The organism is Vibrio tarriae (genome assembly GCF_002216685.1).
Taxonomy (GTDB): Bacteria; Pseudomonadota; Gammaproteobacteria; order Enterobacterales; family Vibrionaceae; genus Vibrio; species Vibrio tarriae.
The window spans coordinates 2,048,168-2,075,106 of sequence record NZ_CP022353.1; the positions used below are offsets into that span (position 1 = coordinate 2,048,168).

General features: G+C 48.7%; 27 protein-coding genes. 5 read left to right on the forward strand and 22 right to left on the reverse strand.

Annotated elements, in window-relative coordinates:
* Positions 1-108: 108 nt before the first annotated feature.
* The 11 genes from ndk to trmJ all read right to left on the reverse strand — a co-directional run bounded on the left by ndk (position 109) and on the right by trmJ (position 8,568).
* Positions 109-537, reverse strand: coding sequence for a nucleoside-diphosphate kinase (gene ndk / locus CEQ48_RS15090; RefSeq protein ID WP_001162850.1), 429 nt, complete (start codon positions 535-537; stop codon positions 109-111).
* Positions 538-614: 77 nt separating this feature from the next.
* Positions 615-1,904, reverse strand: coding sequence for an aminopeptidase PepB (pepB, locus tag CEQ48_RS15095; protein ID WP_000107234.1), 1,290 nt, complete (start codon positions 1,902-1,904; stop codon positions 615-617).
* A 219-nt stretch (positions 1,905-2,123) separates the two neighbouring features.
* Entirely contained in the window at positions 2,124-2,318 is a 195-nt protein-coding gene (gene iscX / locus CEQ48_RS15100; RefSeq protein ID WP_000872176.1) for a Fe-S cluster assembly protein IscX, read from the reverse strand.
* Between the two features lie 47 nt (positions 2,319-2,365).
* The gene (fdx, locus tag CEQ48_RS15105; RefSeq protein WP_001124187.1) at positions 2,366-2,704 is read right to left on the reverse strand and encodes an ISC system 2Fe-2S type ferredoxin; all 339 of its coding nucleotides are present in this window, start codon (positions 2,702-2,704) and stop codon (positions 2,366-2,368) included.
* A 13-nt stretch (positions 2,705-2,717) separates the two neighbouring features.
* On the reverse strand, positions 2,718-4,568 hold the full coding sequence (gene hscA, locus CEQ48_RS15110) for a Fe-S protein assembly chaperone HscA (protein ID WP_089071821.1): 1,851 nt from the start codon (positions 4,566-4,568) through the stop codon (positions 2,718-2,720).
* Between the two features lie 23 nt (positions 4,569-4,591).
* Positions 4,592-5,107, reverse strand: coding sequence for a co-chaperone HscB (hscB, locus tag CEQ48_RS15115; RefSeq protein WP_069503737.1), 516 nt, complete (start codon positions 5,105-5,107; stop codon positions 4,592-4,594).
* Positions 5,108-5,155: 48 nt separating this feature from the next.
* Positions 5,156-5,479, reverse strand: coding sequence for an iron-sulfur cluster assembly protein IscA (iscA, locus tag CEQ48_RS15120; RefSeq protein WP_089071822.1), 324 nt, complete (start codon positions 5,477-5,479; stop codon positions 5,156-5,158).
* 60 nt (positions 5,480-5,539) lie between these two features.
* Entirely contained in the window at positions 5,540-5,923 is a 384-nt protein-coding gene (iscU, locus tag CEQ48_RS15125; RefSeq protein WP_000331703.1) for a Fe-S cluster assembly scaffold IscU, read from the reverse strand.
* Between the two features lie 36 nt (positions 5,924-5,959).
* Positions 5,960-7,174, reverse strand: a complete 1,215-nt coding sequence (locus CEQ48_RS15130) for an IscS subfamily cysteine desulfurase (protein ID WP_000775253.1) — start codon at positions 7,172-7,174, stop codon at positions 5,960-5,962.
* 26 nt (positions 7,175-7,200) lie between these two features.
* Positions 7,201-7,722, reverse strand: coding sequence for a Fe-S cluster assembly transcriptional regulator IscR (iscR, locus tag CEQ48_RS15135; RefSeq protein ID WP_001918301.1), 522 nt, complete (start codon positions 7,720-7,722; stop codon positions 7,201-7,203).
* A gap of 114 nt (positions 7,723-7,836) precedes the next feature.
* Positions 7,837-8,568 (reverse strand): tRNA (cytosine(32)/uridine(32)-2'-O)-methyltransferase TrmJ, encoded by a 732-nt coding sequence (trmJ, locus tag CEQ48_RS15140; protein WP_198301303.1) that lies wholly within the window; start codon positions 8,566-8,568, stop codon positions 7,837-7,839.
* A gap of 181 nt (positions 8,569-8,749) precedes the next feature.
* Here trmJ and suhB point away from each other — a divergent pair, with 181 nt between their 5' ends.
* Complete coding sequence (gene suhB / locus CEQ48_RS15145; protein WP_000553435.1) at positions 8,750-9,553, forward strand: inositol-1-monophosphatase; 804 nt, start codon at positions 8,750-8,752, stop codon at positions 9,551-9,553.
* Positions 9,554-9,720: 167 nt separating this feature from the next.
* Here suhB and secF read toward each other — a convergent pair whose 3' ends face one another.
* The 5 genes from secF to queA form a co-directional block, all read right to left on the reverse strand.
* Entirely contained in the window at positions 9,721-10,668 is a 948-nt protein-coding gene (gene secF, locus CEQ48_RS15150) for a protein translocase subunit SecF (protein ID WP_088131927.1), read from the reverse strand.
* A gap of 14 nt (positions 10,669-10,682) precedes the next feature.
* Positions 10,683-12,536 (reverse strand): protein translocase subunit SecD, encoded by a 1,854-nt coding sequence (secD, locus tag CEQ48_RS15155; protein ID WP_089071824.1) that lies wholly within the window; start codon positions 12,534-12,536, stop codon positions 10,683-10,685.
* Between the two features lie 21 nt (positions 12,537-12,557).
* Positions 12,558-12,890 (reverse strand): preprotein translocase subunit YajC, encoded by a 333-nt coding sequence (gene yajC, locus CEQ48_RS15160; protein WP_089071825.1) that lies wholly within the window; start codon positions 12,888-12,890, stop codon positions 12,558-12,560.
* Positions 12,891-12,994: 104 nt separating this feature from the next.
* On the reverse strand, positions 12,995-14,134 hold the full coding sequence (tgt, locus tag CEQ48_RS15165) for a tRNA guanosine(34) transglycosylase Tgt (protein ID WP_000768200.1): 1,140 nt from the start codon (positions 14,132-14,134) through the stop codon (positions 12,995-12,997).
* Positions 14,135-14,362: 228 nt separating this feature from the next.
* On the reverse strand, positions 14,363-15,421 hold the full coding sequence (gene queA, locus CEQ48_RS15175; protein ID WP_069212506.1) for a tRNA preQ1(34) S-adenosylmethionine ribosyltransferase-isomerase QueA: 1,059 nt from the start codon (positions 15,419-15,421) through the stop codon (positions 14,363-14,365).
* 289 nt (positions 15,422-15,710) lie between these two features.
* Between queA and CEQ48_RS15180 the strand changes: the two genes are divergently transcribed.
* Positions 15,711-16,160: a CBS domain-containing protein gene (locus CEQ48_RS15180; RefSeq protein WP_198301170.1), complete on the forward strand. Its 450-nt coding sequence runs from the start codon at positions 15,711-15,713 to the stop codon at positions 16,158-16,160.
* A gap of 152 nt (positions 16,161-16,312) precedes the next feature.
* Here CEQ48_RS15180 and aceA read toward each other — a convergent pair whose 3' ends face one another.
* From aceA to CEQ48_RS15195, 3 genes are all read right to left on the reverse strand, one after another.
* Entirely contained in the window at positions 16,313-17,626 is a 1,314-nt protein-coding gene (gene aceA, locus CEQ48_RS15185; RefSeq protein WP_000176892.1) for an isocitrate lyase, read from the reverse strand.
* A 129-nt stretch (positions 17,627-17,755) separates the two neighbouring features.
* Positions 17,756-19,393: a malate synthase A gene (gene aceB, locus CEQ48_RS15190; protein ID WP_198301171.1), complete on the reverse strand. Its 1,638-nt coding sequence runs from the start codon at positions 19,391-19,393 to the stop codon at positions 17,756-17,758.
* A gap of 583 nt (positions 19,394-19,976) precedes the next feature.
* Complete coding sequence (locus CEQ48_RS15195; RefSeq protein ID WP_089071828.1) at positions 19,977-20,882, reverse strand: hydrogen peroxide-inducible genes activator; 906 nt, start codon at positions 20,880-20,882, stop codon at positions 19,977-19,979.
* 221 nt (positions 20,883-21,103) lie between these two features.
* On the opposite strand from CEQ48_RS15195, the gene CEQ48_RS15200 reads away from it, so the two are divergent.
* From CEQ48_RS15200 to ppk2, 3 genes are all read left to right on the forward strand, one after another.
* Complete coding sequence (locus CEQ48_RS15200) at positions 21,104-21,709, forward strand: peroxiredoxin C (RefSeq protein WP_000244647.1); 606 nt, start codon at positions 21,104-21,106, stop codon at positions 21,707-21,709.
* A gap of 337 nt (positions 21,710-22,046) precedes the next feature.
* The gene (locus CEQ48_RS15205; protein ID WP_089071829.1) at positions 22,047-22,811 is read left to right on the forward strand and encodes a copper homeostasis protein CutC; all 765 of its coding nucleotides are present in this window, start codon (positions 22,047-22,049) and stop codon (positions 22,809-22,811) included.
* A gap of 76 nt (positions 22,812-22,887) precedes the next feature.
* Entirely contained in the window at positions 22,888-23,664 is a 777-nt protein-coding gene (ppk2, locus tag CEQ48_RS15210) for a polyphosphate kinase 2 (protein ID WP_089071830.1), read from the forward strand.
* Positions 23,665-23,724: 60 nt separating this feature from the next.
* On the opposite strand, the gene phoU is transcribed toward ppk2, so the two are convergent.
* Genes phoU through pstA form a run of 3 tightly spaced genes read right to left on the reverse strand, consistent with a single transcriptional unit; the run spans position 23,725 to position 26,939 of the window.
* Positions 23,725-24,435 (reverse strand): phosphate signaling complex protein PhoU, encoded by a 711-nt coding sequence (gene phoU, locus CEQ48_RS15215; protein WP_089071831.1) that lies wholly within the window; start codon positions 24,433-24,435, stop codon positions 23,725-23,727.
* Between the two features lie 33 nt (positions 24,436-24,468).
* Complete coding sequence (gene pstB, locus CEQ48_RS15220; RefSeq protein ID WP_000286625.1) at positions 24,469-25,290, reverse strand: phosphate ABC transporter ATP-binding protein PstB; 822 nt, start codon at positions 25,288-25,290, stop codon at positions 24,469-24,471.
* Between the two features lie 2 nt (positions 25,291-25,292).
* Positions 25,293-26,939 carry a phosphate ABC transporter permease PstA gene (gene pstA / locus CEQ48_RS15225; protein WP_089071832.1) on the reverse strand — a complete coding sequence of 549 codons (1,647 nt, stop codon included), beginning with the start codon at positions 26,937-26,939 and terminating at the stop codon, positions 25,293-25,295.

Genomic DNA, 26,939 nt, shown 5'->3' on the forward strand with positions numbered 1-26,939 from the left:
ACAAGGGCTGCAAAACCGCGTCTTTTCTAAGGTGTTAATTCAAGACAGGTTATATTTTGTGCAAAATTTAGGCTCCACACTGGGAGCCTAAATAATCTGTCTTAAAGACTATGGACGAGGGCAGATTTCTGATTCTGGAAAGAAGAATTCAATTTCACGAGCGGCCGATGCTGGGCTATCACTGCCGTGTACTGAGTTATAGCGCATGCTCAGTGCATAATCGGCACGCAGCGTACCGCAAGCCGCTTCCTCTGGATTGGTTTTACCCATCAGTTCACGGTAGCGTGCAATGGCGTTTTCACCTTCCAACACTTGCACCATGATCGGACCTGAAGTCATAAATTCTTTCAGAGGTTCAAAAAACGGTTTGCCTTCGTGCTCAGCGTAAAAGCCGCTTGCTTGCTCTTCAGACAAGTGAACCATTTTCGCTGCAATGATCTGCAAACCGGCTTTTTCAATACGGTGGTAAATCTCACCAATCAAGTTACGCTTCACCGCATCCGGTTTAATGATCGAAAACGTTCTTTCTAGAGCCATAAAATTTCCTTTTGTTTATTGTGCTTGTTTTAATTCTCTTAATAAAAACAAGGCAGCTATACAAGCTGCCTTTAAATTTATGCTTGCTGCATCAAAATACGTGCGAGCATTTTCACGCCCATGCCCGTAGCTCCTGCAGCCCATTTATCGCTGGCTGACTTGCGATACGTAGCTGAGCAGTCAAAGTGCAACCAACCTTTTTGGTAGCCTTCCACAAAATAGGAAAGGAAAGCCGCTGCGGTACTGGCTCCTGGCGTATAATCGCCGTTACTGATGTTTGACAGATCCGCAAAGTTAGAAGGCAGCATTTCACGGTGGAACTCAGCTAAAGGCAGAGCCCACAGCGCTTCATTCTCTTCTTTTGCCGCAGCTAATGCTTGTTGGCTCAGCGACTCATCATAAGAAAGCAGTGCGTGGTAATCATTACCCAGCGCGTTTTTCGCCGCTCCGGTTAAGGTTGCACAGTCGATAATCAATTGCGGTTTCTGTTCACTGGCGTAGATAAGACCATCGGCCAGCACCAAACGGCCTTCCGCATCGGTGTTCATGATTTCAACGGTTTTGCCATTTTTGTAGGTGATGATGTCACCAAGCTTCAACGCACGGCCGGAAACCATGTTTTCCGCGCAGCATAGAATAAGTTTCACGCGCTTGTTGAAGCCGCGCATGATAGCCAAACCGAGCGCACCAGTGATCATGCCTGAGCCGCCCATGTCCGCTTTCATCGCTGACATCATGTTGGAAGGTTTCAAGCTGTAACCACCCGAGTCAAAAGTGATGCCTTTACCGACTAAACACGCGAATACCGGTGCATTTTCATCGCCCGTTGGGTTGTAGTCGAGTTGCAGCATCGCGGACGTACGCTCAGAGCCACGGCCTACAGCGTAAATCCCCTCCCACCCTTCAGTGAGCAGATCTTTGTCTTTGACGATACGGTAAGAAACATGGTCAGGCGCAAGCGATTTGATGAACTCTGCTGCCATGGTCGCCAATTGGCGTGGCGCGACTTCTTCCGCGCTTTTGTTAATGATATCGCGTGTCCAATCCGTCGCTTTAATGCGCGCTTCTAGCTCTGCTTGTTCAGCAGCCGCTAACGCTTTCCATTCGACGGTATTGCGCTTTTTCGCATCACGGTAACCTTGATAGAAAGCCCAAATGCTCTCCAGATCCCAACCTTCTCCAGCCAGGAATGCCGTGCGGATACCTTGATTATCTAACTTACGAGCTGCGCGTTGGATCGCGCTGAAATCTTGTGTTTGTTGCAGGTGAATGGTTGCACCTTGCTCTGCAAAAGAAATGAGCGCTTTTTCTCCCCACTGAGGCTGGGCAGCTTGAGTACTCAAAAATACAGACATCTGTGTAGACATGGTTTCTCCTTGTCTTAAATATTGGCTTTGCCTGTGCCATCTCATTAAATCGCCAAGATGTTAGCATTATGTCGAGGCAAAATGTCAACCGAATAAAAAAACGGACCAAGTGGTCCGCATTTTTTGCTAAGAAGTGTTAACTCTGTGGGGTTTCTCTCCCTGCTAAACAAAGCAAGCGTCATATTGACTGACCACTCACTTCATTTTGCACGTGATGAATTACTCGAACTCATCCATCCAGCACAGAATGACGGCTTCAAGGATTTTTTCGTTGGAATGATTCGGATCATCTTCAAAATCTTCCAACTCCATGATCCAACGATGCAGATCGGTAAAACGTACGGTTTTGGGATCGACATCGGGAAACTTGTCACACAGCTCAATCGCGATATCGCGTGAATCTGTCCATTTCATGGTTAGCCTTCCTATTGGTTTACCTCGGCAGCGACCGAGGCTAAGAATTAATGATCTTCGCTTGCGTGGTTTAGCGTGTATTTCGGGATCTCGACAACGAGATCTTCATCCGCCACTCGAGCCTGACAGCTGAGACGAGATTCTGGCTCCAGACCCCAAGCTTTATCCAGCATATCGTCTTCCAGCTCATCACTCTCTTCCAGTGAATCAAACCCTTCTCGAACGATACAGTGGCAAGTAGTACAAGCGCACGATTTCTCACACGCATGCTCAATAGCGATACCGTTTTTGAGTGCCACATCAAGAATCGTTTCCCCGGTTTGCGCTTCTAACACTGCGCCTTCCGGACAAAGGGTTTCATGAGGCAAAACAATAATCTTAGGCATGTTGGTAATCTCTTCAAATCTCGTCAACGGAGTGGCCAGCCAGTGCGCTACGAATCGATTTATCCATTCGTCTTGACGCAAAATCCTGGCTCGCTTTGTCTGTGTCTTTTATTCCTTGCTCAATGGCATCCGCATTATCGCCATTGCGCAGTTCAATCAAGCGCTCGATCGCCTGTAATAAAGTTTGGCGCTCTTGCTCGTTCAGCAGTTCATCACCATCCGCTTGCAGGGCTGAAACTAAGCCTTCAATCACGCGATCCGCTTCTACGCGCTGCTCTGCCAACGCACGCGCCAGCATATCCTCTTTAGCATAGGCCATGGAGTCTTTGAGCATCTGGGTGACTTCGTCATCGCTTAAACCATAGGATGGTTTGACTTGAATCTCTGCTTGTACACCGGTGCTTTTTTCCAAAGCCGTCACGGAAAGTAGACCATCCGCATCCACTTGATAAGTCACGCGAATGTGCGCAGCACCTGCCGTCATCGGTGGTATACCTTTGAGTGAGAAGCGTGCCAGAGAGCGACAGTCATCGACCATTTCTCGCTCCCCTTGTACCACATGCACACTCATCGCCGTTTGCCCATCTTTGAAGGTGGTAAACTCTTGCGCGCGAGCAACAGGAATGGTGGTGTTGCGTGGGATGATTTTTTCGACCAAACCACCCATGGTTTCAATCCCCAAAGAGAGAGGGATGACATCGAGCAGCAACATTTCTGCATCCGGCTTATTACCGGCCAGAATGTCCGCCTGAATCGCCGCACCAATCGCGACCACTTCATCTGGGTTAATGCTGGTCAGTGGTGTGCGGCCAAAAAACTCCCCCACTTGCTCGCGCACAAACGGTGTGCGGGTTGAACCGCCCACCATCACGACTTCGAGCACCTCATCCGCTGCAACACCGGCATCTTTCAATGCGCGGCGGCAAGAAAGTAGTGTCTTTTTCACCAATGGTGCAATCAGGTTTTCCAACTCTTCACGAGTAAGCGTACCTTGCCAGCCAAGCACATTCAGCTCAGCCGTCATGTGTTCTGTTAGATCGATCTTGGCTTGTGTCGCGGCGTTAATCAGCGCGCGCTGCTGCTCAGCGGTTAAGCTGGTGAGTCCGATTTGTGCTTGCAGGTGATCGGCGATCAGATGGTCAAAATCATCACCGCCCAGTGCAGAGTCACCACCGGTTGCGAGCACTTCAAACACGCCGCGCGAGAGGCGTAAAATCGAAATATCGAAGGTGCCGCCGCCCAGATCGTAGACCGCGATCACCCCTTCTTGGCCTGAGTCCAAACCATAAGCAATCGCCGCGGCTGTCGGCTCATTGAGTAAACGCAGCACATGCAAGCCCGCTAACGCCGCAGCATCTTTGGTGGCAACCCGCTGCGCATCATCAAAATACGCAGGTACTGTGATGACCACTCCCGCCAATTCGCCACCTAAGGTGGCGGTGGCACGTTCTGCCAAGGCTTTCAAAATATCGGCAGAGATTTGAATGGGATTTTTATCCCCTTGCGCAGTTTGCACAATCGGCAAGCCTTTCTCACTCGCTTTGAAGCGGTAAGGCAGATGAGGATAACGCTGGTAGATGTCTTGCAGTGAACGTCCAAGCAGACGTTTTACCGAAATCACAGTGTTGTGCGGATCGGTTTCAGCTTGTTCACGAGCGGGATAGCCGACACGAGTCGTATCAGCACCATAGTTCACCACTGAGGGGAGAATACTACGCCCTTGGCTATCGACGAGTGTGCTTGCGGTTCCGCTGCGCACAGAAGCGACCAGTGAATTCGTGGTGCCTAAATCAATACCCGCAGCCAACTTATGCTGGTGTGGTGCCGAACTTTGCCCCGGCTCTGCAATCTGAAGTAATGCCATCAGTTGTTCCTTTGAATCTTGAATTAGCCAAGCAGTTGGTCTTCGACTCGTTCTACTTCATTTTTGAGTTTGGCAATAAATTTGAGTTTTCTGACTTGATCAGCCGCCGCTAACCACTCACTTTGAGCTAATTGGCCTTGTAGCTGTGCGAGATAATGACGCTGCATCGCGCTTACCTTAGTGTCAAAAGCGACTAAGGCGGCCTCTGGATCTGCACAAGCCGTCACGGACTCTAGCTCTTCGCGTAGCTCCATCTGTTCCATCAGAAACATCGGATCTTGCAGCGTCTGCTGCTCAGCGTTCATTTCTATGCCTTGTAACGACAAAAGATATTCCGCGCGGCGGAGTGAATCTTTCAGTGTCTGATACGCATCGTTAATTTGCGCGGCTTGCTGCACTGCCATTAGGCGGTCACGCTCAGAAGCGGTAGCAAAATTATCCGGATGGAATCGTTTCTGCAACGCTCTGAACTGAGAAGAAAGAAGGCTACCATCCAGTTCAAACTGGATCGGCAGCCCAAATAATTCAAAATAATTCATCTTGATAGCGGTCCTGTGATCGAGAACAGTCTCGATGGTCAGTTACCGTTAAACGTTGAAGCTTTCACCACAACCACATTCGCTTTTGGCATTTGGGTTGTTGAATTCAAAGCCTTCGTTTAACCCTTCTTTTTTGTAATCGAGTTGAGTGCCATCTAAATAGACCATGCTTTTGGTGTCAATGATCACCTTCACACCATGGCTTTCAAATACGTGGTCTTCTTCGTTGAGATCATCAACAAACTCGAGCACATACGCCATTCCCGAACACCCAGTTGTCTTGACACCAAGACGTAAACCGATGCCTTTTCCACGATTATCCAGAAAAGTTTTTACTCGGCTTGCTGCGGTTTCGCTAAGAGTGACGGCCATACTTCAACCTTATGATTTCAATAAATTAAAGGGTGGGAGCGCTCGACGCTCCCAAACGAATTAGTGTTGATGCTTTTTCTTGTAGTCCGCAACAGCGGCTTTGATGGCATCTTCGGCTAGGATTGAGCAGTGAATTTTCACCGGTGGCAATTCGAGCTCTTCGGCGATTTCGCTGTTCTTGATCGCTGCCGCTTCATCAATGCTCTTGCCTTTCACCCACTCAGTCACTAGCGAGCTAGAAGCAATTGCGCTACCACAGCCGTAAGTTTTGAATTTTGCATCTTCGATGATGCCTTCTGGTGATACTTTGATCTGCAAACGCATTACATCACCACACGCAGGTGCGCCAACCATGCCGCTGCCTACAGAAGGATCTTCTTTATCAAATGAACCAACGTTACGTGGGTTCTCGTAATGGTCAATGACCTTTTCGCTGTATGCCATGTTCGTTACCTCGAATCCTTTATAACCTTGGAATGATTAGTGGTGTGCCCACTCAACCGTGTTCAGATCTACGCCGTCTTTGTACATGTCCCAAAGTGGAGACATCGCACGCAGTTTATCCACTGCTACGCGGATCAGTTCGATCGCATAATCAATCTCTGCTTCGGTCGTGAAACGACCAAAAGAGAAGCGAATTGAGCTGTGTGCCAGTTCATCGTTAAGACCCAGAGCGCGCAATACGTAAGAAGGCTCAAGGCTGGCTGAAGTACATGCACTGCCTGACGATACGGCCAGATCTTTCAGTGCCATCAGCAGAGATTCACCTTCTACAAACGCAAAACTGACGTTGAGATTGTGTGGTACACGCTGATCCAGATCACCGTTAATGGTCACGGCTTCCATATCTTTAATGCCATCAAGCAGACGATTACGCAGCTTCAGTGCGTGATCGTAATCTTGCTGCAGCTCTTCCTTCGCGATACGGAACGCTTCACCCATACCCACAATTTGGTGAGTCGGCAGAGTACCAGAACGGAAACCACGTTCATGACCACCACCGTGCATTTGTGCTTCAAGACGAATACGTGGTTTACGGCGAACATACAAAGCACCAATACCTTTCGGGCCGTAAGCTTTGTGCGCAGAAAGAGAAATCAGATCAACCTTCATCTCTTGGACATCAATCGCCACTTTACCCGCGGATTGCGCTGCATCAACATGGAACACCACTTTACGTGAACGGCACAGTTCGCCGATCGCTGCGATATCTTGCACCACGCCGATTTCATTGTTCACGTGCATGATAGAAACCAAAATAGTGTCATCACGCATCGCGGCTTCAAGCTTAGCCAGATCAACCAAGCCATTGCTTTCTGGATCAAGATAAGTCACTTCAAAGCCTTCACGCTCCAATTGGCGCATGGTATCCAGTACCGCTTTGTGTTCGGTTTTGCTGGTGATGATGTGCTTGCCTTGCTTGTTATAGAAGTGAGCAACACCTTTGATCGCGAGGTTGTCAGATTCAGTAGCACCCGAAGTGAACACAATTTCACGTGGGTCTGCATTCAGCAGGGCTGCGATTTGCTCACGCGCAGTGTCTACCGCTTCTTCTGCCTGCCAGCCATAACGGTGCGAGCGCGAAGCTGGGTTACCGAAGGTACCATCCATCGTCATGTACTGAACCATTTTTTCAGCTACGCGCGGATCAACCGGGCATGTCGCTGAATAATCTAGATAAATAGGCAGTTTCATTTTCTACTCCAGTGTAAACCTTGCCGCTATGAGCGAACATTAATACCAAAAGGCGCAGCACCAATGGTGACTGTGTTTGAGTTGTTTTGCGAAACCCTTTGGCTGACCGCAAGATGAAGATCTTGACGATCTGAAACTTCGAGAACTTCGTTATCCATCATCAGCTCACCGAGCGTGATGTTGTTGAGAAAATCCGTAATGCGTGAGCTGAGATCACGCCACAGTGTGTGAGTCAGGCATCGAGTCCCCCCCTGACAATCCCCTTTCCCGTTGCATTTGGTCGCATCGACCGATTCATCAACCGCGGCAATCACAGTACCAATAGAAATGGCGTATGAGTCCATTCCTAAGCGATAACCGCCGCCCGGACCGCGCACACTGGCGACTAAGCCCGCTTTACGTAACTTAGAAAAAAGCTGCTCTAAGTACGAGAGAGAAATGCCTTGGCGCTCAGAAATGTCCGCCAACGGTACTGGGTTTTGTTGCGAATGCAGAGCCACATCTAACATGGCTGTTACCGCATATCTTCCTTTAGATGTCAGTCTCATAATCACACCGTATCCACACTGTTTATGTGGCTGGAAGTTTTCCATACTTGACTCTTTTGGTCAAGTATTTATTTGACTAATTTAGTCAGGTATTTAACCCTGAGACTTATAAGCTTATTCTTTGCGTGAGATTGACTTTTGTACTGACGTTAAGATCCCGCGCAAGATATTGATTTCTTGAGCTTCTGGCCGAGCGCGCGTAAACATGCGGCGCAGTTTATTCATCACCTGCCCCGGCTGCTGCGCAGAAATAAACTCGGTTTGCATTATCACTTGTTCAAGATGGGCATAAAAACGCTCCAACTCTTGATGACACGGATACTCTTCCTGCAATGTGCTGCTTTGCGAGCTCTGCTGCAAAGCAAGATAGGCCATCCGCACTTCATAACTCAGCAGTTGTACCGCCATTGCTAAATTCAGTGAGCTGTATTCTGGATTCGCAGGCACGCATACGTGATAGTGACACAGTTGCAGCTCTTCATTGGTCAAGCCAGTGCGTTCACGACCAAACACCATAGCCACACTATGTTGGTTGGCTTCACTGATGAGTTTTTCTCCGCACTCGCGTGGCTCAAGCATTGGCCATTCAAGGGTACGTGAACGCGCACTGGTGCCCACGACTAACCCACAATCAGCAACGGCGGCTTCCAGCGTTGGATAAATTTGCGCATTAAGTGCAATTTCACTTGCCCCCGCGGCTAACGCGATCGCTTGAGCATCAACCTGACACTGCGGATCGACCAGCACCATCTGGCTCAGCCCCATGACTTTCATCGCCCGAGCGGCCGAACCAATATTTCCAGAGTGAGTTGTGCCGACCAATACGACTTTCACGTGTTCTAACATCATTTGCTAAAATGTACTCCAAACAAAGCCGCGGGATATTAACACAAACCTGACCAAAATGGTCAGACCCTTTACCTTGACGGGCAACTAAGCGCACAAAAAATAACCACTTCCTTTTTTGATTTGTTTTGGTATACTGCTGCCCGCTTTTTCGTTCTTTAACATCCGTTGGGAAACTCGTATGCATCCAATGCTAAATATCGCTATTCGCGCCGCGCGAAAAGCAGGTAACCATATTGCCAAATCTCTGGAAAACGCAGAGAAGATTCAAACTACTCAGAAAGGCAGCAACGACTTTGTGACTAACGTCGACAAAGAAGCAGAAGCGATTATCGTTTCAACCATCAAAAGCTCTTACCCTGAGCACTGCATCATTGCAGAAGAAGGCGGCCTTATCGAAGGTAAAGATAAGGAAGTGCAATGGATCATCGACCCACTGGATGGCACCACTAACTTTGTAAAAGGTTTCCCTCACTTTGCTGTTTCTATTGCGGTACGCTTTAGAGGCAAGACTGAAGTCGCTTGTGTTTACGACCCAATGACTAACGAACTGTTCACTGCCCAACGTGGTGCAGGTGCACAGCTCAACAACGCTCGTATTCGCGTTCAACCAATCAAAGATCTGCAAGGCGCAGTTTTGGCCACCGCATTCCCATTCAAACAAAAACAGCACTCAGAATCTTTCATGAAGATCCTCTCTGCAATGTTTGTTGAATGTGCAGATTTCCGTCGTACTGGTTCAGCCGCACTGGATCTGTGCTACCTAGCTGCAAACCGCGTTGATGGCTACTTTGAGCTTGGCCTAAAACCTTGGGATATGGCTGCAGGTGAACTGATTGCTCGTGAAGCGGGTGCCATTGTGACTGACTTTGCTGGCGGCACCGATTACATGCAATCGGGCAACATCGTGGCATCAAGCCCACGTGGTGTGAAAGCGATTCTGCAGCACATCCGTGAAAACGGTAACAGCGCAATTTTGAAATAATATCTGCTCCGTCACAGCTGATATCGCCCTGTCATTATGGCAGGGCTTTTTTTGTTCTATCAACCGATCGCCTACTGCTTCATGATCAATCAGGTCATAGCTAACCAAGCTTGATAAAAAAACCGCTGACTTAGCAGCGGTTTTTTATTTATCGATGAAAGAGATGCCTACGGCATTTCATCCAACTCTGCGCCTTCTTTCTCCACTTGTGGAGGCAACAAGTGCTCACGGGTGATCCCGAGTTTCAGCGCCAGTGCTGATGCCACATAGATAGAAGAATAAGTACCAACGGTAATACCCAGCAACAAGGCCAGCGCAAAACCGTGGATCATTGCTCCACCTTGAGTGAAGAGGGCAATCACCACAAACAAAGTGGTACCTGAAGTGATCAAAGTACGGCTCAAAGTTTGCGTAATTGAGCTATTCATGATCTCTGCGGGTTCTTCTTTGCGCATCTTACGGAAGTTTTCACGGATCCGGTCAAACACCACGATAGTATCGTTGAGTGAGTAACCCACAACTGTCAGCAATGCTGCAACAATCGTGAGATCAACTTCAATCTGTAAGATAGAGAAGATGCCTAAGGTAATGATGACGTCGTGCGCCAATGCCAGCACCGCACCTGCAGCCAAACGCCATTCAAAGCGTACTGACACGTAGAGCAAGATACACAGCAAAGAAACCAGAATCGCCAGGCCGCCCGCTTCAGTGAGCTCATCACCCACGTTCGGGCCAACGAATTCGATACGGCGCATTTCAACGTTGCCGCCCGTGCCTTCTTTGATCGCCGCGAGGATCTGGTTACCCAGCGCCTCACCCGCCATATCCTCACGCGGACGTAGACGTACCATCACATCACGTGCAGAACCAAAGTTTTGCACGGTAGCATCACCAAAGCCTTTCGCTTCAAGGGCGCTACGGATTTGCTCCAGATTGGCAGGCTGCTCAAAGCCCACTTCAATCAAAGTACCGCCCGTGAAATCCAGCCCCCAGTTGAGCCATTTGGTAGACAGAGTAAAAATCGATGCGGCAATCATCACCAGCGACAAGGCGAAGGCGAATTTCGACCAACGCATGAAGTCGATCATTTTGTCTGCTTTTAGGATTTGAAACATAACTTACCCCAGCCTCAGATCGACAGTTTGTTGATACGTTTGCCGCCATACAGCAGGTTCACGATACAACGTGTACCCACAATCGCGGTAAACATAGAGGTTAAAATACCGATAGACAGCGTCACTGCGAAGCCTTTAATCGCCCCTGTACCAACGGCAAACAGAATGATCGCCGTAATTAAGGTGGTGATGTTGGCATCGGCAATGGTACTGAATGCGTTAGCGTAACCTTGATGAATCGCTTGCTGCGGATTTTTTCCTTCGCGTAGCTCTTCTCGGATACGCTCGAAAATCAGTACGTTGGCATCGACCGCCATACCGACCGTCAGCACGATACCGGCAATACCCGGCAAGGTCATGGTTGCGCCCGGAATCATCGACATCACGCCAATGATCAGTACCAAGTTCGCCATCAGTGCGATGTTAGCGATCATGCCAAACTTACGGTAGTAAAGAACCGTAAACAGCATTACCGCCACCATACCCCAAATACAGGCCTGAATACCCATATCGATATTCTGCTGACCCATTGATGGACCAATGGTGCGCTCTTCGACGATAGAAATTGGCGCAATCAAAGCACCGGCACGCAATAGCAGAGCAAGGTTATGCGCTTCTGCCGGTGAATCAATCCCAGTAATACGGAAGTTACGTCCCAATGCCGACTGAATCGTCGCTTGGTTAATCACTTCCTCATGCTTGGTCAGAATGACTTTACCTTCAGGAGAACGCTTACCGCTGTCTTTGTATTCAGCAAATACCGTCGCCATGAGCTTGCCAATGTTCTTTTTCGAGAACGCTGACATCTTGTTGCCGCCTTCGCTATCGAGCGAAATGTTCACCTGTGGGCGACCATATTCGTCAGCGCTTGAGCTTGCATCGGTAATACTTGAACCACCCAGAATCACGCGCTTTTTCAGCACTACAGGACGACCATTACGATCGAACTTGATTTCGCTGCCAGCAGGCGCACGTCCTGCTGCCGCAGCGGCAAGGTCGGCTTTATCGTCCACTTCACGAAACTCAAGGGTGGCGGTCGCGCCTAAGATTTCTTTAGCACGCGCGGTGTCTTGTACACCCGGCAGCTCCACCACGATGCGTGTCGCACCTTGGCGTTGAACCAGAGGCTCAGCCACACCCAATTCGTTCACACGGTTACGCAGAATGGTGATGTTCTGTTCAACGGCGTAGTTACGAATTTCCTGCAAGCGAGCTTCGGTAAACTTAGCCAGCAGCACAAAACGGCCATCGGTTTCTGAAGTCGTAAAAGTCATGTCACGATGTTTCGACTCAAGAAGCAGTTTGGTTTGCGCAAGCTGTTCTGCATCACGCAGTGTCACTTCAACCGCATCGGATAGCGGGCGAATAGCACGGTAACGGATTTTTTCGTCACGCAGATCGCTACGGAAAGATTCTTCTTGTTGAGTGACCAATTTTTCCATCGCCGCATCCATGTCCACTTCCATCAGGAAGTGCACACCACCACGCAGGTCAAGACCCAGTTTCATTGGTGCAGCACCAATCGACTCAAGCCAGTCCGGTGTAGAGGCTGCAAGGTTGAGCGCGACGATTTTGTCATTACCTAGTGCTTCACTGATGATATCTCGGGCGCTGATTTGCGTATCCGTATCATTGAAACGAACTAAGATTGAACCATTCTCAAGAGCAATGGATTTTTTGGAGAGCTGCGCTTTATCGAGCGCAGAGGTGACAGCATCCAGCGTTGACATATCAACAGAGGCGCCACGCGCCCCTGTAATTTGGATAGCTGGATCTTCACCGTAGATATTTGGAAGTGCATACAAGGCTGCAATGGCGATGGTAAACACCACCATCAGATACTTCCATAACGGATAACGGTTTAGCACAGCGAGGATCCTATGGCTGTTTTAAAGAGATTTCAGCGTACCTTTTGGCAACACTGCAGTCACGAAGTCCTTCTTGATCACAACTTCGTTGTTGGTGTTCAACTCGATTGTGATGTAAGCGTTGTCTTCAGCAATCTTAGTGATACGACCTACTAGACCACCAGAGGTCAGCACTTCGTCACCCTTTGCCATCGCAGCCATCAGGTTTTTGTGTTCTTTGACACGCTTAGCTTGTGGACGGTAGATCATGAAATAGAAGATCACTGCGAACATCGCGAGCATGATGATCATTTCAAAACCGCCACCTTGTGGGGTACCTTCGCCTGCGGCATGTGCTACAGAAATTAAACTCATTGAGAAACGTCCTCTAAGTTATTGTTGTTTAATGTTGATTCTATTGGGATGCACAGGGATGAATTCAAGCGGCTTACCACGCAAATCCAACCCAGTGCACGAAATCAGGCTTTGTCTTTTTGTAGTGGTGGCACTTCGCGGTTACGACGCGCGTAGAACTCGGCTACAAATTGGTCAAAACGGTCTTCATCAATCGCTTTACGAATGCTTTCCATCAAGCGTTGGTAGTAACGCAGGTTATGGATAGTATTCAAGCGTGCACCGAGGATTTCGTTACAGCGATCCAAATGATGCAGGTATGACTTCGAATAATTTTTGCAAGTGTAACAGTCGCAATGCGGATCCAGTGGTGTTGTATCGGTTTTATGTGCTGCATTACGGATCTTGATCACACCACCCGTCACAAACAGGTGACCGTTACGTGCGTTACGCGTTGGCATCACACAGTCAAACATGTCGATACCACGACGCACACCTTCCACCAAGTCTTCCGGTTTACCGACGCCCATCAGATAACGTGGCTTGTCTTCCGGCAGTTGTGGACAGGTATGTTCCAGTACACGATGCATGTCTTCTTTCGGCTCACCCACCGCAAGACCACCCACAGCATAACCATCAAAACCGATTTCCGTCAGGCCTTTTACCGATACATCACGCAAATCTTCATACACACCACCCTGCACGATACCAAACAGGTTGTTCGGGTTTTCGAGCTTATCGAAGTGGTCACGTGAACGTTTTGCCCAACGCAGAGACATTTCCATCGATTTTTTCGCTTCATCGTGGGTCGCTGGGTATGGCGTACACTCGTCAAAAATCATCACGATGTCTGAACCCAAATCTTTTTGGATTTCCATCGATTTCTCGGCGTCCATAAAGATTTTGTCGCCGTTTACTGGGTTACGGAAATGCACGCCTTCTTCGGTGATCTTACGGATATCGCCTAAGCTGAATACCTGAAAACCGCCTGAATCAGTCAAGATAGGACCTTGCCAGTTCATGAAATCGTGCAAGTCACCGTGCATTTTCATCACTTCTTGGCCAGGGCGCAGCCAGAGATGGAAAGTGTTACCGAGCAGAATTTGTGCGCCAGTCTCTTTCACTTCTTCAGGGGTCATCCCTTTTACCGTGCCGTAAGTACCCACTGGCATAAACGCAGGGGTTTGCACTGTGCCGCGTTCAAAAATCAATTGACCACGACGGGCATTACCGTTTTTCTTTTTCAGTTCAAATTTTAATTTCACGAAGCCTCCAATGTCAGAGAAACAGTCTGACCATTTTTACCCACCTAATCGCGCGAACTTACGCTCTCAGCAGGTCGATAATTCAAGCCTTATTGCCATCAACAAGGCTCTTTGCGGAGCGGTCGCGTTTCCCTGCGAAAAAGGTCTGCACCTTTTCTGGCTACTGCCAGCACTCGTTTTCGTTATCCCTTGCCACCTGAAGTAACCACGCCAAGTGATTAGGGATGATTACGCTTTAGTCATCTGCTTACGAATAAACATCGCATCGCCGTAACTAAAGAAGCGATATTGCTCTTTGACCGCATGTTCATAAGCGGCCATGGTGTGCTCATAACCTGCAAACGCACTCACCAACATGATCAAGGTTGATTCTGGTAAGTGGAAATTAGTAATCAAACAATCGACCAACTGGTATTGATACCCCGGGAAGATGAAGATTTCGGTATCACCAAAGAAAGGCTTTAACTCGGTGCCTTTTTGCAGCGCGTCTTGCGCCGCACTTTCGAGTGAACGTACTGAGGTGGTACCCACAGCAACCACTCGACCACCACGCGCTTTGGTCGCCGCAATCGCATCCACCACTTCTTGCGGCACTTCAACGTATTCCGCATGCATATGGTGATCGTGAATATTTTCCACCCGCACAGGCTGGAAGGTTCCCGCGCCGACATGCAGTGTCACATACGCCAACTCAACGCCTTTGGCTTGGATCTGCTCAAGCAGCGCTTGGTCAAAATGCAAACCCGCAGTTGGGGCAGCTACCGCACCCGGCTTTTGGTTGTACACCGTTTGATAACGCTCTTTATCCGTCTCTTCATCAGGGCGGTCGATGTAAGGCGGCAACGGCATGTGACCAATTTGATTGAGAATATCCAATACCACGGTTTCCGCAGTAAAACGGATTTCAAACAACGCATCGTGACGCGCCTGCATCACGGCATGAAACTCATCGTTCTCGCCTAAATAAAGTTCAGTGCCCGGTTTGGGCGGTTTTGATGAACGAACGTGCGCTAAAATCGTGTGCTCATCGAGCATACGCTCTACCAACACTTCTAATTTGCCACCGCTGGCTTTGCGCCCAAACATGCGTGCTGGGATCACTCGCGTGTTGTTAAACACCAGCAGATCTCCCGGTTCAACCAGTTCGAGGACATCTTTAAAGGTGCCATCCACCAGTTGACCACTGTTGCCGTCAAGCTGTAGCAAGCGGCTCGCGGTACGTTCTGCTTTTGGGTAGCGAGCAATCAGCTCGTCTGGGAGTTCAAAATGAAAATCTGAAACTTGCATGGCTCTTTCTTGATTAAGTGATCAGTATCGTCGCCCGATTTCGCGGCGCGCCAGTATATACCTAAGTGCGCTCAAGATACAGGAATGCTGCGTGGTGATACACCTCTCGCAAGGTAACCTTTTGTAAAGAGCCATCAGGCTCGCCAGCGGATTCAACAATCCGCATATTTCGGTTTCACTTCGCAGAAGTTGCTGGCCAATCACACTATAGTTAAATAAGAAAGCGTTAATGGGAAAAGGGGTTAGAGACCCCGGCTCCGATGGTTCTCTGCGCAGAAAGGAGTTGGCTATGATCAAAGTTGAAGACATGATGACGCGTCACCCGCACACCTTATTGCGGACTCACACGCTCAACGATGCGAAACATCTTATGGAGGCGCTGGATATCCGCCACGTGCCGATTGTGGATGCGAATAAAAAGTTGCTGGGTATCGTCAGCCAACGCGATTTGTTGGCGGCTCAGGAATCCAGCTTACAGCGCAGTGCCCAAGGCGATGCCCTCACCTTTGAAACTCCGTTGTTTGAGGTGATGCACACCGATGTTACGAGCGTCGCGCCGCAAGCGGGGCTCAAAGAAAGCGCAATTTACATGCAAAAACACAAAATTGGCTGTTTGCCTGTCGTCGCCAAAGACGTGTTAGTTGGGATCATTACCGACAGTGATTTCGTGACAATTGCGATCAATCTGCTTGAGCTTCAGGAAGAGAGTGAACCCGATGAGTTGGATGAGGAGCAATAAGTCAAGCCATCACCCGATTCATTCTCGGCTCGGCCAAACGATTTGTAGCGGCATGTAGGAATGGGATAGCCATACTCAAACAGAGTAAACGCTCACCTTAAAAAAGGCGGCCATTCGGCCGCCAAGGTTCGCACAGAATGGTGGATTATCAATTAGTGAAATTGATCTTCTTCGGTTGAGCCGGTCAGGGCCGTCACCGAACTATTGCCGCCTTGAATGGTGTTGGTCATCTTATCGAAGTAACCCGTCCCCACTTCTTGTTGGTGCGCCACGAAGGTATAACCTTTGGATGCTGCTTCAAATTCGCGACGCTGTACCATTTCGACATAGTGACGCATACCTTCGCCTTGCGCGTAAGCGTGCGCTAACTCAAACATGTTGAACCACATGTTGTGAATACCCGCTAACGTGATGAACTGGTACTTGTAACCCATGTCCGACAGCGCTTGCTGGAAATGGGCGATGGTTTTCGCATCGAGATTCTTTTCCCAGTTGAACGAAGGTGAGCAGTTGTAAGCCAACAGTTGGTCTGGGTATTGTGCATGAATCGCTTCAGCAAATTTACGCGCTTCTTCAAGATCCGGCTTCGCGGTTTCACACCACACCAAATCTGCGTAAGGTGCGTAAGCCAAGCCGCGAGAAATCGCTTGGTCAATGCCCGCGCGTACACGGTAGAAACCTTCGGAAGTACGCTCACCGGTCACGAAATCGGCATCGTACGGATCGCTGTCTGAAGTGAGCAAATCGGCGGCGTTAGCATCAGTGCGAGCAATCACTAACGTAGTCGTGCCTGCAACATCGGCAGCCAAGCGTGCTGCAATCAGTTTTTGCACCGCTTCTTGAGTCGGGACTAACACTTTGCCGCCCATGTGGCCACATTTTTTCACCGAAGCCAATTGGTCTTCAAAGTGAACGCCAGCAGCGCCCGCTTCAATCATGGATTTCATCAACTCATAAGCGTTGAGTACGCCACCAAAACCGGCTTCCGCATCCGCGACGATCGGTAGGAAGTAATCAATACCGCCTTCATCTTGTGGTGATTTGCCGTTTGACCACTGGATTTGGTCAGCGCGACGAAACGCATTATTGATGCGGCGTACCACTGAAGGTACAGAATCCACTGGATAGAGAGATTGGTCAGGATACATGGTGCCTGCGGTGTTGTTATCCGCCGCCACTTGCCAGCCAGAGAGATAAATCGCTTCAATGCCCGCCTTGGCTTGTTGCACCGCTTGGCCGCCAGTGAGTGCGCCCAAACAGTTCACATACCCTTTTTTCGCTGAACCATTCACCAGTTCCCACAGTTTGTCTGCACCACGTTGGGCGATGGTATTGGCTGGTACAACCGAGCCGCGCAAACTCACCACTTCTTCAGCGGTGTAAGTGCGTTTCACATTTTTCCAGCGTGGGTTGGTTGCCCAATCTTTTTCTAGTGCTTCAATTTGTTGGCGACGAGTCAGTGTCATAATCTATCCCTCTTGTATATTGGTTGCCTGTTGGCAGCTCGATTCCTTGTTCGATCAGTACTGCGCTCGCTGATCGTAAAGTGGTTTCACGTTACTGGTGTTTTTTCACCTTACTGGTGTTATAGAGGCCTACGGCAAGTAGTCGTAGCCCGGTATGGTTAAGAAATTCGGTAGCTCTTGACTGGTCGTTAAGCGCTCCATCAATTCGGCCGCTTCAGTAAAACGCCCTTGTGCAAAACGGGACTCACCCACTTCGCTTTTCACCACCTCAATCTCTTGTTTGAGGTAGTCGCGAAACAGTTCGTTAGTGACCACTTGCCCGTTATCTAACGTTTTGCCGTGTTGGATCCATTGCCAAATCGAAGCGCGTGAAATCTCCGCTGTCGCCGCATCTTCCATCAAGCCGTAGATCGGCACACAACCGTTACCAGAAATCCATGCTTCGATGTATTGCAACGCAACACGAATGTTGTGGCGCATGCCATGTTCAGAGCGTGGCCCATCGCAAGGTGCCAATAGATCGGCCGCAGTTATCGGAGCATCGGCCATTCGGCTTACATTGAGTTGGTTTTTGCGCTCACCAAGCACTTCGTTAAACACCGCCATCGCGGTATCCGCTAAACCGGGGTGAGCAACCCAAGTACCATCATGACCATTGGTCGCTTCGAGCATTTTGTCGCCGCGAATTTTTTGTAGCACTTGCTCATTGACCGCAGGATCTTTGGCTGGAATAAATGCCGCCATACCGCCCATCGCAAACGCGCCGCGTTTATGACAGGTGTAAATCAACAAACGGGAATACGCATTGAGGAAAGGCTTATCCATGGTCACCACTTGGCGATCCGGCAATACGCGGTCGGGATGCTTTTTCAAGGTTTTGATGTAGCTGAAAATATAATCCCAGCGCCCACAGTTCAGACCGACAATGTGCTCTTTGAGTGAGAAGAGGATCTCATCCATCTGAAATACCGCAGGCAGAGTTTCAATCAACACCGTTGCTTTGATGGTGCCAGTGTCTAAGCCAAAATAATCTTCCGTGAAATGGAACACGTCACTCCACCACTGCGCCTCTTGATAAGCTTGCAGCTTAGGTAGGTAGAAATAAGGGCCACTGCCTTTTTTCAATAGTGCGCGATGGTTGTTGTAAAAATAGAGCGCAAAATCGAACAGTGAACCGGGAATCGCCAAGCCGTTGTAAGTGACATGTTTTTCTTTGAGATGCAGGCCGCGCACGCGGCAGATAAGCACTGCTGGTTTGGCATTGAGTTCATAACGTTTGCCATTGTCTGGATTGATATAGCTTATGCTGCCCAGAATCGCATCACGCAGGTTGATCTGCCCATCCAACACCTTGTCCCACGCGGGCGACATCGAATCTTCAAAGTCAGCCATAAAGACTTTCACATTCGCGTTCAGTGCATTAATCACCATTTTGCGATCGGTTGGCCCCGTGATCTCTACGCGGCGATCTTGCAGATCGTCTGGAATGCCGAGAATCTTCCAGCTTCCTTCACGGATATCTTTGGTTTCGGCAAGAAAATCAGGTAGTTGGCCTTGGTCGATAAGCGTTTGTTTTTGTTCACGCAAGGTCAGTAATTCATCAACTCGCGGCGCAAAGCGCTCACAAAGTTGCTGTAAAAAAGTTTGGGCTTCGACAGGGAAAATCGCTTGATGTTCGGGTGAAAGGGTACCCACCACAGCAAGCTTGCCTTGGGTGATTTGGGTTTCCGTGGTGTGTTGGGTTAATTCAGCAGTATTGATTGACATAAATTCCTTCCTTGAAACACTCACCAAGAACATTTGTAACTTTAAAACTACAAATTTTCATTATTCAGTTGGCTTATCCGTTGTGATTTAAAGTCACTTAAATTGCGCACTTTTGCAAGACTCCGGGCACTAGACATAAGTCTTAACAACGCCAATAAACCTTAAACCACAAAGCACCAACAAGAAAGAGCAAAAGTTAACCCCAGGTTAAATTCGAAGTTTTATTCGGTTGCCACCTCCACACAAATCACACACCAAAATTCGTAATTTATTACGTAATTTAATTACAAGAAAATTGACATTGAAAATAGCACTTAAACAAGTGTTTAAATTTATCCTTACGGTATAAAAGGTCGTAATGACTGGCTTAGAGCGAAACCCATCGTCTGTAATTAAAACAGCGTTACGGTCAGGGTATGTAAAATTCACATTGTGAATATTTACAATTTTATGAAAGCCCCACCAATTTTGACTTGTGAAATTTCACAATTAAAAAATCACTAACCGCATAAAATGCTAAAAAGCGCATCGTTGACAATGCGCTTTCACTAGTCCATAGCTGACTTATCACTACGACCAATCGCTATAACAGCTCAGCCACTATCTCAGCTAACTGGCGAAAAGTGTGAATTCGGGAAGAACTTGGACGCCACACTAGGCCGATTTCTCGGTAAGCTTTTTGTCCAGGAGGATCGATCACCACCAGATTTTGGTTATCCAGCAAACCGTGATCGATGGCCATTTGCGGAATAAAAGTGGTACCTAAGCCATTGGCCACCATTTGCACTAAGGTATGCAAACTGGTCGCGGTAAATGGATTAATCTTCTCTTTAGCGGTGAGCTTACAAGCCGATACCGCATGCTCAGTTAAACAGTGCTCGTTTTCGAGTAGGAACACCGACTCGTCGGGCAGATCGGCGTAACGAATCGGCACGCGGATCTGATTGACTTGGTTACGGCTAATCACCATACGAAACGGATCTTGCCCCACCACATAACTCTCCATATTGCCAATATCGACGGGCAAGGCGAGGATCAACACATCCAACTCACCACTGCGCAAGGCGGAAAGCAAATTTGCCGTAGTATCTTCGCGCAGCAATAAGTGTAATTTGGGATAACGCTGGTTAATCTCTTGGACTAAATCACACAACAAAAAGGGCGCAATGGTTGGAATGCAACCCAAACGCAATTGCCCTTCCATAGTGCCACCTTGGCAAAGTTTGCCAAGTTCCACTAAATCTTGTCCCTTGGCGAGCAATTCTCGTCCCTGCTCAACCACCAACTCTCCGACTCGAGTAAATACCAAGGGGCTTTTCTTATCCTGCCTCTCATACAAGGAACAACCAACCAACTCTTCAAGGTTTTGAATGCCTTTGCTTAAGGTCGATTGGCTGACAAAGCAGCGCTCAGCCGCCTCACTAAAATGGCGGGTTTCATAGAGTGTCACCAAATAAGATAACTGCTTGAGGCTTGGCCATTTGTTCATACGTCTTCCATCCTCTCATCAAAAACCGCGTCTAAAACATCATCGTCCCAAGGAGCACTTGACCTTACCAAGGATTATCGTTTTTTTCGATTAACTTAATCTAATTAATTCATTTTTTACTTTGTCTACTTTGTACTATATTTCTCTTCGTTATTCACGGACTGAATTATGAACTCAACGCACATAGTTCAGTACTTACAAAATTGCTTAGGAGCAAAAAAATGGTACTAGTTGGTCGCAAAGCCCCTGATTTTACTGCAGCTGCTGTTCTTGGTAACGGTGAAATCGTTGATAACTTCAACTTCGCAGAATTTACAAAAGGTAAGAAAGCGGTTGTTTTCTTCTACCCACTAGACTTCACTTTCGTTTGCCCATCTGAACTGATTGCCTTCGACAACCGTTACGAAGACTTCCTTGCTAAAGGTGTAGAAGTGATCGGTGTTTCTATCGACTCTCAGTTCTCTCACAACGCATGGCGTAACACTGCTGTTGAAAACGGCGGTATCGGTCAAGTGAAATACCCACTGGTTGCAGACGTTAAACACGAAATCTGTAAAGCTTACGATGTAGAGCACCCAGAAGCTGGCGTGGCTTTCCGTGGTTCATTCCTGATCGACGAAGAAGGCATGGTTCGTCACCAAGTAGTGAACGATCTGCCACTGGGTCGTAACATCGACGAAATGCTACGTATGGTTGACGCACTGAACTTCCACCAAACTCATGGTGAAGTGTGTCCAGCACAATGGGAAGCAGGCAAAGCAGGTATGGAAGCATCTCCAAAAGGCGTTGCAGCGTTCCTGTCTCAATACTCAGCTGACCTAAAATAAGACTCTTAACCCCGCGCTCAACACGGGTGGTTGGAAATAATAAAGCGAAAACGCTACGCCAATCAGTTAAGAAGTAAAGTCATCAAAAGCCCAAAGCACTGCTTTGGGCTTTTTCTATTCTTCATTTCACCTAATCTGTCCCACACTTAAACGAAATGACTTGCTATGTAATGGCAGCTAAACAGCCGCAGGAATGGGATATCCCCCCTGCTGCTTCAAATAGGAAGGGGATAAATGGGTAATCCGGGTCTTAAACTTTACCCCTATTCTTGCGCATCCTGCGCGATGTCTGCTGCTATGATACTGCCATTTCCTTTATCCAATCGGAGTTAACCTGATGAAATATCAAGTTGAAGTCTGTATCGACAATATCGAATCCCTGCATAACGCCATCGCGGGAGGCGCAACCCGTATTGAGCTTTGCTCATCCCTTGCGCTCGGTGGATTAACCCCTAGTGCCGGGTTGATGCACAGCGCAGGCAGAGTGTCATCGATTCCGGTTTACGCCATGATAAGACCAAGAGAAGGGGATTTTTTCTATCATGACGATGAACTCAGCATTATGGCGCAGGATATTCGTACGGCGCATCAAGCAAACTTACAAGGTGTGGTACTAGGGTTACTCAATGCCGATGGCACGATTGATGTGAAACGCAGCAAACCTTTAATCGAGCTTGCCCACTCTCTTGGGCTAGGTGTGACGTTTCACCGCGCATTTGACCACTGTGTAAACCCTGAACACGCGTTAGAAGAGATCATTGCGCTCGGTTGTGAACGAATTCTGACCTCAGGCTTGGCGCGCAACGCTTATCTGGGTATTGAACGTTTAGCGCAACTGGTCAGACAGAGTGCTGGGCGCATTTCAATCATGGCTGGTGCTGGGGTCAATGCGCAGAATGTGGCTGAAATTGCTTTAGCTACAGGGGTCAATGAGCTGCATTTATCCGCGAAAACCACGCGTCCGAGCGAGATGCAGTTTATTCGCTCGGAGAGCAAAATGGGCGTGGCGGACTGTGATGATTTTATTATCCCTGTTACCAGCCGCGATGCGTTACAGCAAACCGTACACGCTCTGGCGGCACTCAATTCTGTCCTACATTAATGACGTAATACGATCGTCCTCCACGGAACTTCGCCGCTCTCACTGCTATGCTTAACCTAGCAAAGGAGAGAATGCGATGGCGAAATTGGATAAGAAAGTCTACGAACGTGAATTAGAGCTGCTGCAAATTGAGCTAGTCAAACTGCAAGAGTGGGTGAAACAAGAAAAACTCAAGCTAGTGGTCATTTTTGAAGGACGCGATGCCGCGGGAAAAGGTGGGGTGATCAAAACCATCACCGAGAAACTCAATCCGCGGGTCTGCCGAATCGCAGCCCTCCCCGCACCCACCGAAAAAGAGAAAACCCAATGGTATTTTCAGCGCTACGTCGCCCATCTTCCGGCCGGTGGTGAAATTGTCTTGTTTGACCGCAGTTGGTACAACCGCGCGGGAGTCGAAAAAGTGATGGGCTTTTGCAGCGATGAAGAGTATCAAGAATTTCTGCGCTCTTGCCCTGAATTTGAACGCATGCTGCAACGTTCTGGGATCATCTTACTCAAATACTGGTTTTCAGTATCCGATGAAGAGCAAGAGCGGCGCTTTATCGAGCGGATTAATACGCCACTCAAACGCTGGAAATTCAGCCCGATGGATCTTGAATCTCGTCAGCGCTGGGCCGCCTATTCACGAGCTAAAGATGAGATGTTTGCTTACACCGATACCAAACACTGCCCGTGGTGGGTGGTGCCTTCGGATGACAAAAAGCGCGCTCGCCTCAACTGCATCAGCCACCTACTCAGTAGTGTTGAGTATCAAGAGATTGAGCATGCGCCGATCACTCTGCCAGAAATCAATAAGCAAGGTTACGTACGCCCCCCCATCGAAGATCAAACCTTTGTTCCACAGCGCTACTAATCCTCTACCTACAAACTCCGTCAATTTGCTGCTCTGCGGCAAGTTGACGGATAGCGCCGCTTACAAACTCGGCTTTTTTAGTACATCGTCGATGCCTTGATCGCCAAGATGGCGCACATCCTTACCTTTCACAAAGTAGATGATGTATTCGCAGATGTTTTGACAGCGATCGCCAACTCGCTCAATCGCACGCGCCGACCAGATGACTTGCAGAATATGTGGAATATTTTTCGGATCTTCCATCATGTAGGTCATCAACTGACGTACGACCGCCTCGTACTCTTTATCCAACCTATCATCTTGTTTATAGATTTCCGCTGCGGCTTCTACATCCATCCGCGCAAACGCATCAAGCACTTGATGCAACATAGCGATCGCTTGGCGACACAAAGGCTCAAGTGAAACTTGGAATTGGTGCTGTTTGGCCGGTGGACGCTCGAGGGCGATGTAAGCCATCTTAGTCGCAGAATCGCCAATCCGTTCAAGATCGGTAATGGTTTTGATGATCGCCATAATAAGGCGCAAATCTTTAGCGGTCGGCTGACGTTTGGCAATAATGCGCGTACACGCCTCATCAATCGAGACTTCCATCGCATTGACTTTGTGATCGTCGGCAATCACACGGCGTGCCAGTTTTTCATCATCTTCATGCAAGGCCTGCATGGCTAAGGTCAACTGCTGCTCGACTAAGCCGCCCATCGTCAATACTTGGCTACGAATGGACTCCAATTCCACATTGAACTGACCTGAAATATGTCGACCGAACTGCATGGCATATCCTTACTAAACTGGCTGAAAAAGGGTTTAACCGTATCGCCCCGTAATGTAGTCTTCGGTTTGCTTTTTCAATGGTGAGGTGAAAATAGAGTCAGTATCTGCGTACTCGATCAACTTTCCCATATGGATAAAGGCGGTGTGATCGCTCACGCGCGCCGCTTGCTGCATGTTATGAGTGACGATAACCACGGTATATTTGGTTTTAAGATCGTGGATCAGCTCTTCAATGGTCAAGGTCGAGATAGGATCAAGCGCTGAGGTTGGCTCATCAAGCAGCAACACTTCAGGTTCAATCGCAATCGCACGGGCAATCACCAAACGTTGCTGCTGCCCGCCCGATAAACCAAACGCATTTTCGTGCAAACGATGTTTAACTTCATCCCACAACGCCGCTGCACGCAGAGATTGCTCCGCCGCATCATCTAACGCACGGCTATTTTTAATCCCCTGCAAACGCAGTCCATACACCACGTTTTCATAAATCGATTTAGGAAAGGGATTCGGGCGCTGAAATACCATCCCGACTCGGCGGCGCAGCGTTGGCACATCCACATCCGGATGATAGATGTTTTTGCCATGCAATTTCACCTCACCTTCAACACGCGTTCCTTCCACCAGATCGTTCATCCGGTTAATGCAGCGCAAAAGCGTCGATTTACCACAGCCGGAGGGGCCGATAAACGCCGTAACCTGACCTTTGGGGATACGCATGGAAATATCACTCAAGGCACGACTTTGCTGGTAATACAGGCTTAAGTGCTCAATCGAAATCGCCGTCTGCTGATCGGTGAGATTATTCACGTCCAACGGCGGTACATAGTAGCCCAAAGTAGGATTGGCGGAGTACATAACTAGTCTTGCCCCAAAGTTCGGTATTTTTCGCGTAAGTTATTACGAATGCTGATCGCCGTTAAGTTGAGCGCCACAATTACAGTGACCAATAAAAATGAAGTGGCGTACACCAGTGGCCGCGCCGCTTCAATATTGTTGGTTTGAAAACCGATATCGTAAATGTGGAAACCCAAGTGCATAAATTTGCGTTCAAGATGGATGAAGGGAAATTCCCCGTCCACAGGCAAACTGGAAGCCAATTTCACCGCGCCAACCAGCATCAACGGAGCCACTTCACCGGCTGCGCGGGCGATCGCCAAAATCAATCCGGTGATGATCGCAGGGCTTGCCATCGGTAGCACAATACGCCAAATGGTTTCAAACTGGGTAGCGCCTAGTGCTAATGATCCATGACGCACCGAAATCGGGATGCGTGAAAGCCCTTCTTCCGTCGCCACAATCACCACAGGCAGCGTCAACACGGCTAGCGTCAGAGCAGACCACAGCAACCCAGGTGTCCCGAAGGTCGGAGTCGGCAAACGCTCAGCATAAAATAGGTTATCGACTGAAGCGCCTATGGTGTAAACAAAAAAGCCGAGGCCAAACACCCCATATACGATGGAGGGCACGCCCGCTAAGTTGATCACCGCCACCCGAATAATCCGCGTGAACGCGCCCTCTTGTGCGTATTCATGCAGATAGATAGCCGCAATCACGCCTAAAGGCATGACGATGATCGACATGATGATCACCAGAAACACCGTACCAAAAATGGCCGGAAACACGCCCCCTTCCGAGTTTGACTCCCGTGGTGATTCCGATAAAAAACGCCACGCTTGCTTGCCCCATTCCGCGAGTTTTTGGGCAAAATTCATATCATTAGGATACCAGAAATCCAAAATTTCACTCAGCGGGACGGAGACGGTCTCTCCTTGCATATCCACAAGATAGAGAAATTGCTTTTCTAACGGTGCACGGAGCGCATCTAACTCAGTTTGAACCTGTGCGAGCTCTTTCTCTAAACGGCTTTTGCTTAACACATACTGTTGTAAAAACTCATCACTAAGCTGGTTATTCAATTGCTTACGGCGTTTTTCCAAGCGCAACTTTTCTAGCTGGCTACTGATCACCCGCACTTGCTGTTCAACCATCGTATCCACTTGATCGCGAATGGCTTCAGCCTCTAACAATGCTTGACGCAGATGGCGCTCTAGCGGCAGATCCAGCTCGCCGGTCGTAGAATCGAAGCGAAGCGGTTTACCAAACAGTTGCCCGCCTCGGCTGCGCTCAATCACCGCCCAACCTTGGGGCGCGCCTTTAAATTCGGTTTCAAACTCAAGTAAAGCAATAAAATCAGAGCCATACAGATCTCGATTAGCGACTTTGATATTGAGCCGTGTCGCCAACCCTGCCGCTTCCACTTTTTCTGGTAGCGGTAAATTCATCTCTTTTAAATAGCTAACCGGCACACTTTCACGAGCGTACAGTTGACCCACCACGGTTTTTCCATCGGGGGTTTGCCATTGAAGCAAGGGCGCTGGCCAGAAATAGGTTAAGCCACGCCAACCAATCACCAGTAATAGGCCAAGTACCGCAATCAAGCTGACGCTGACGGCTCCTCCTGTCAGCCAGATCCACGGAGCACCGGATTTAAACCAATTCAACAT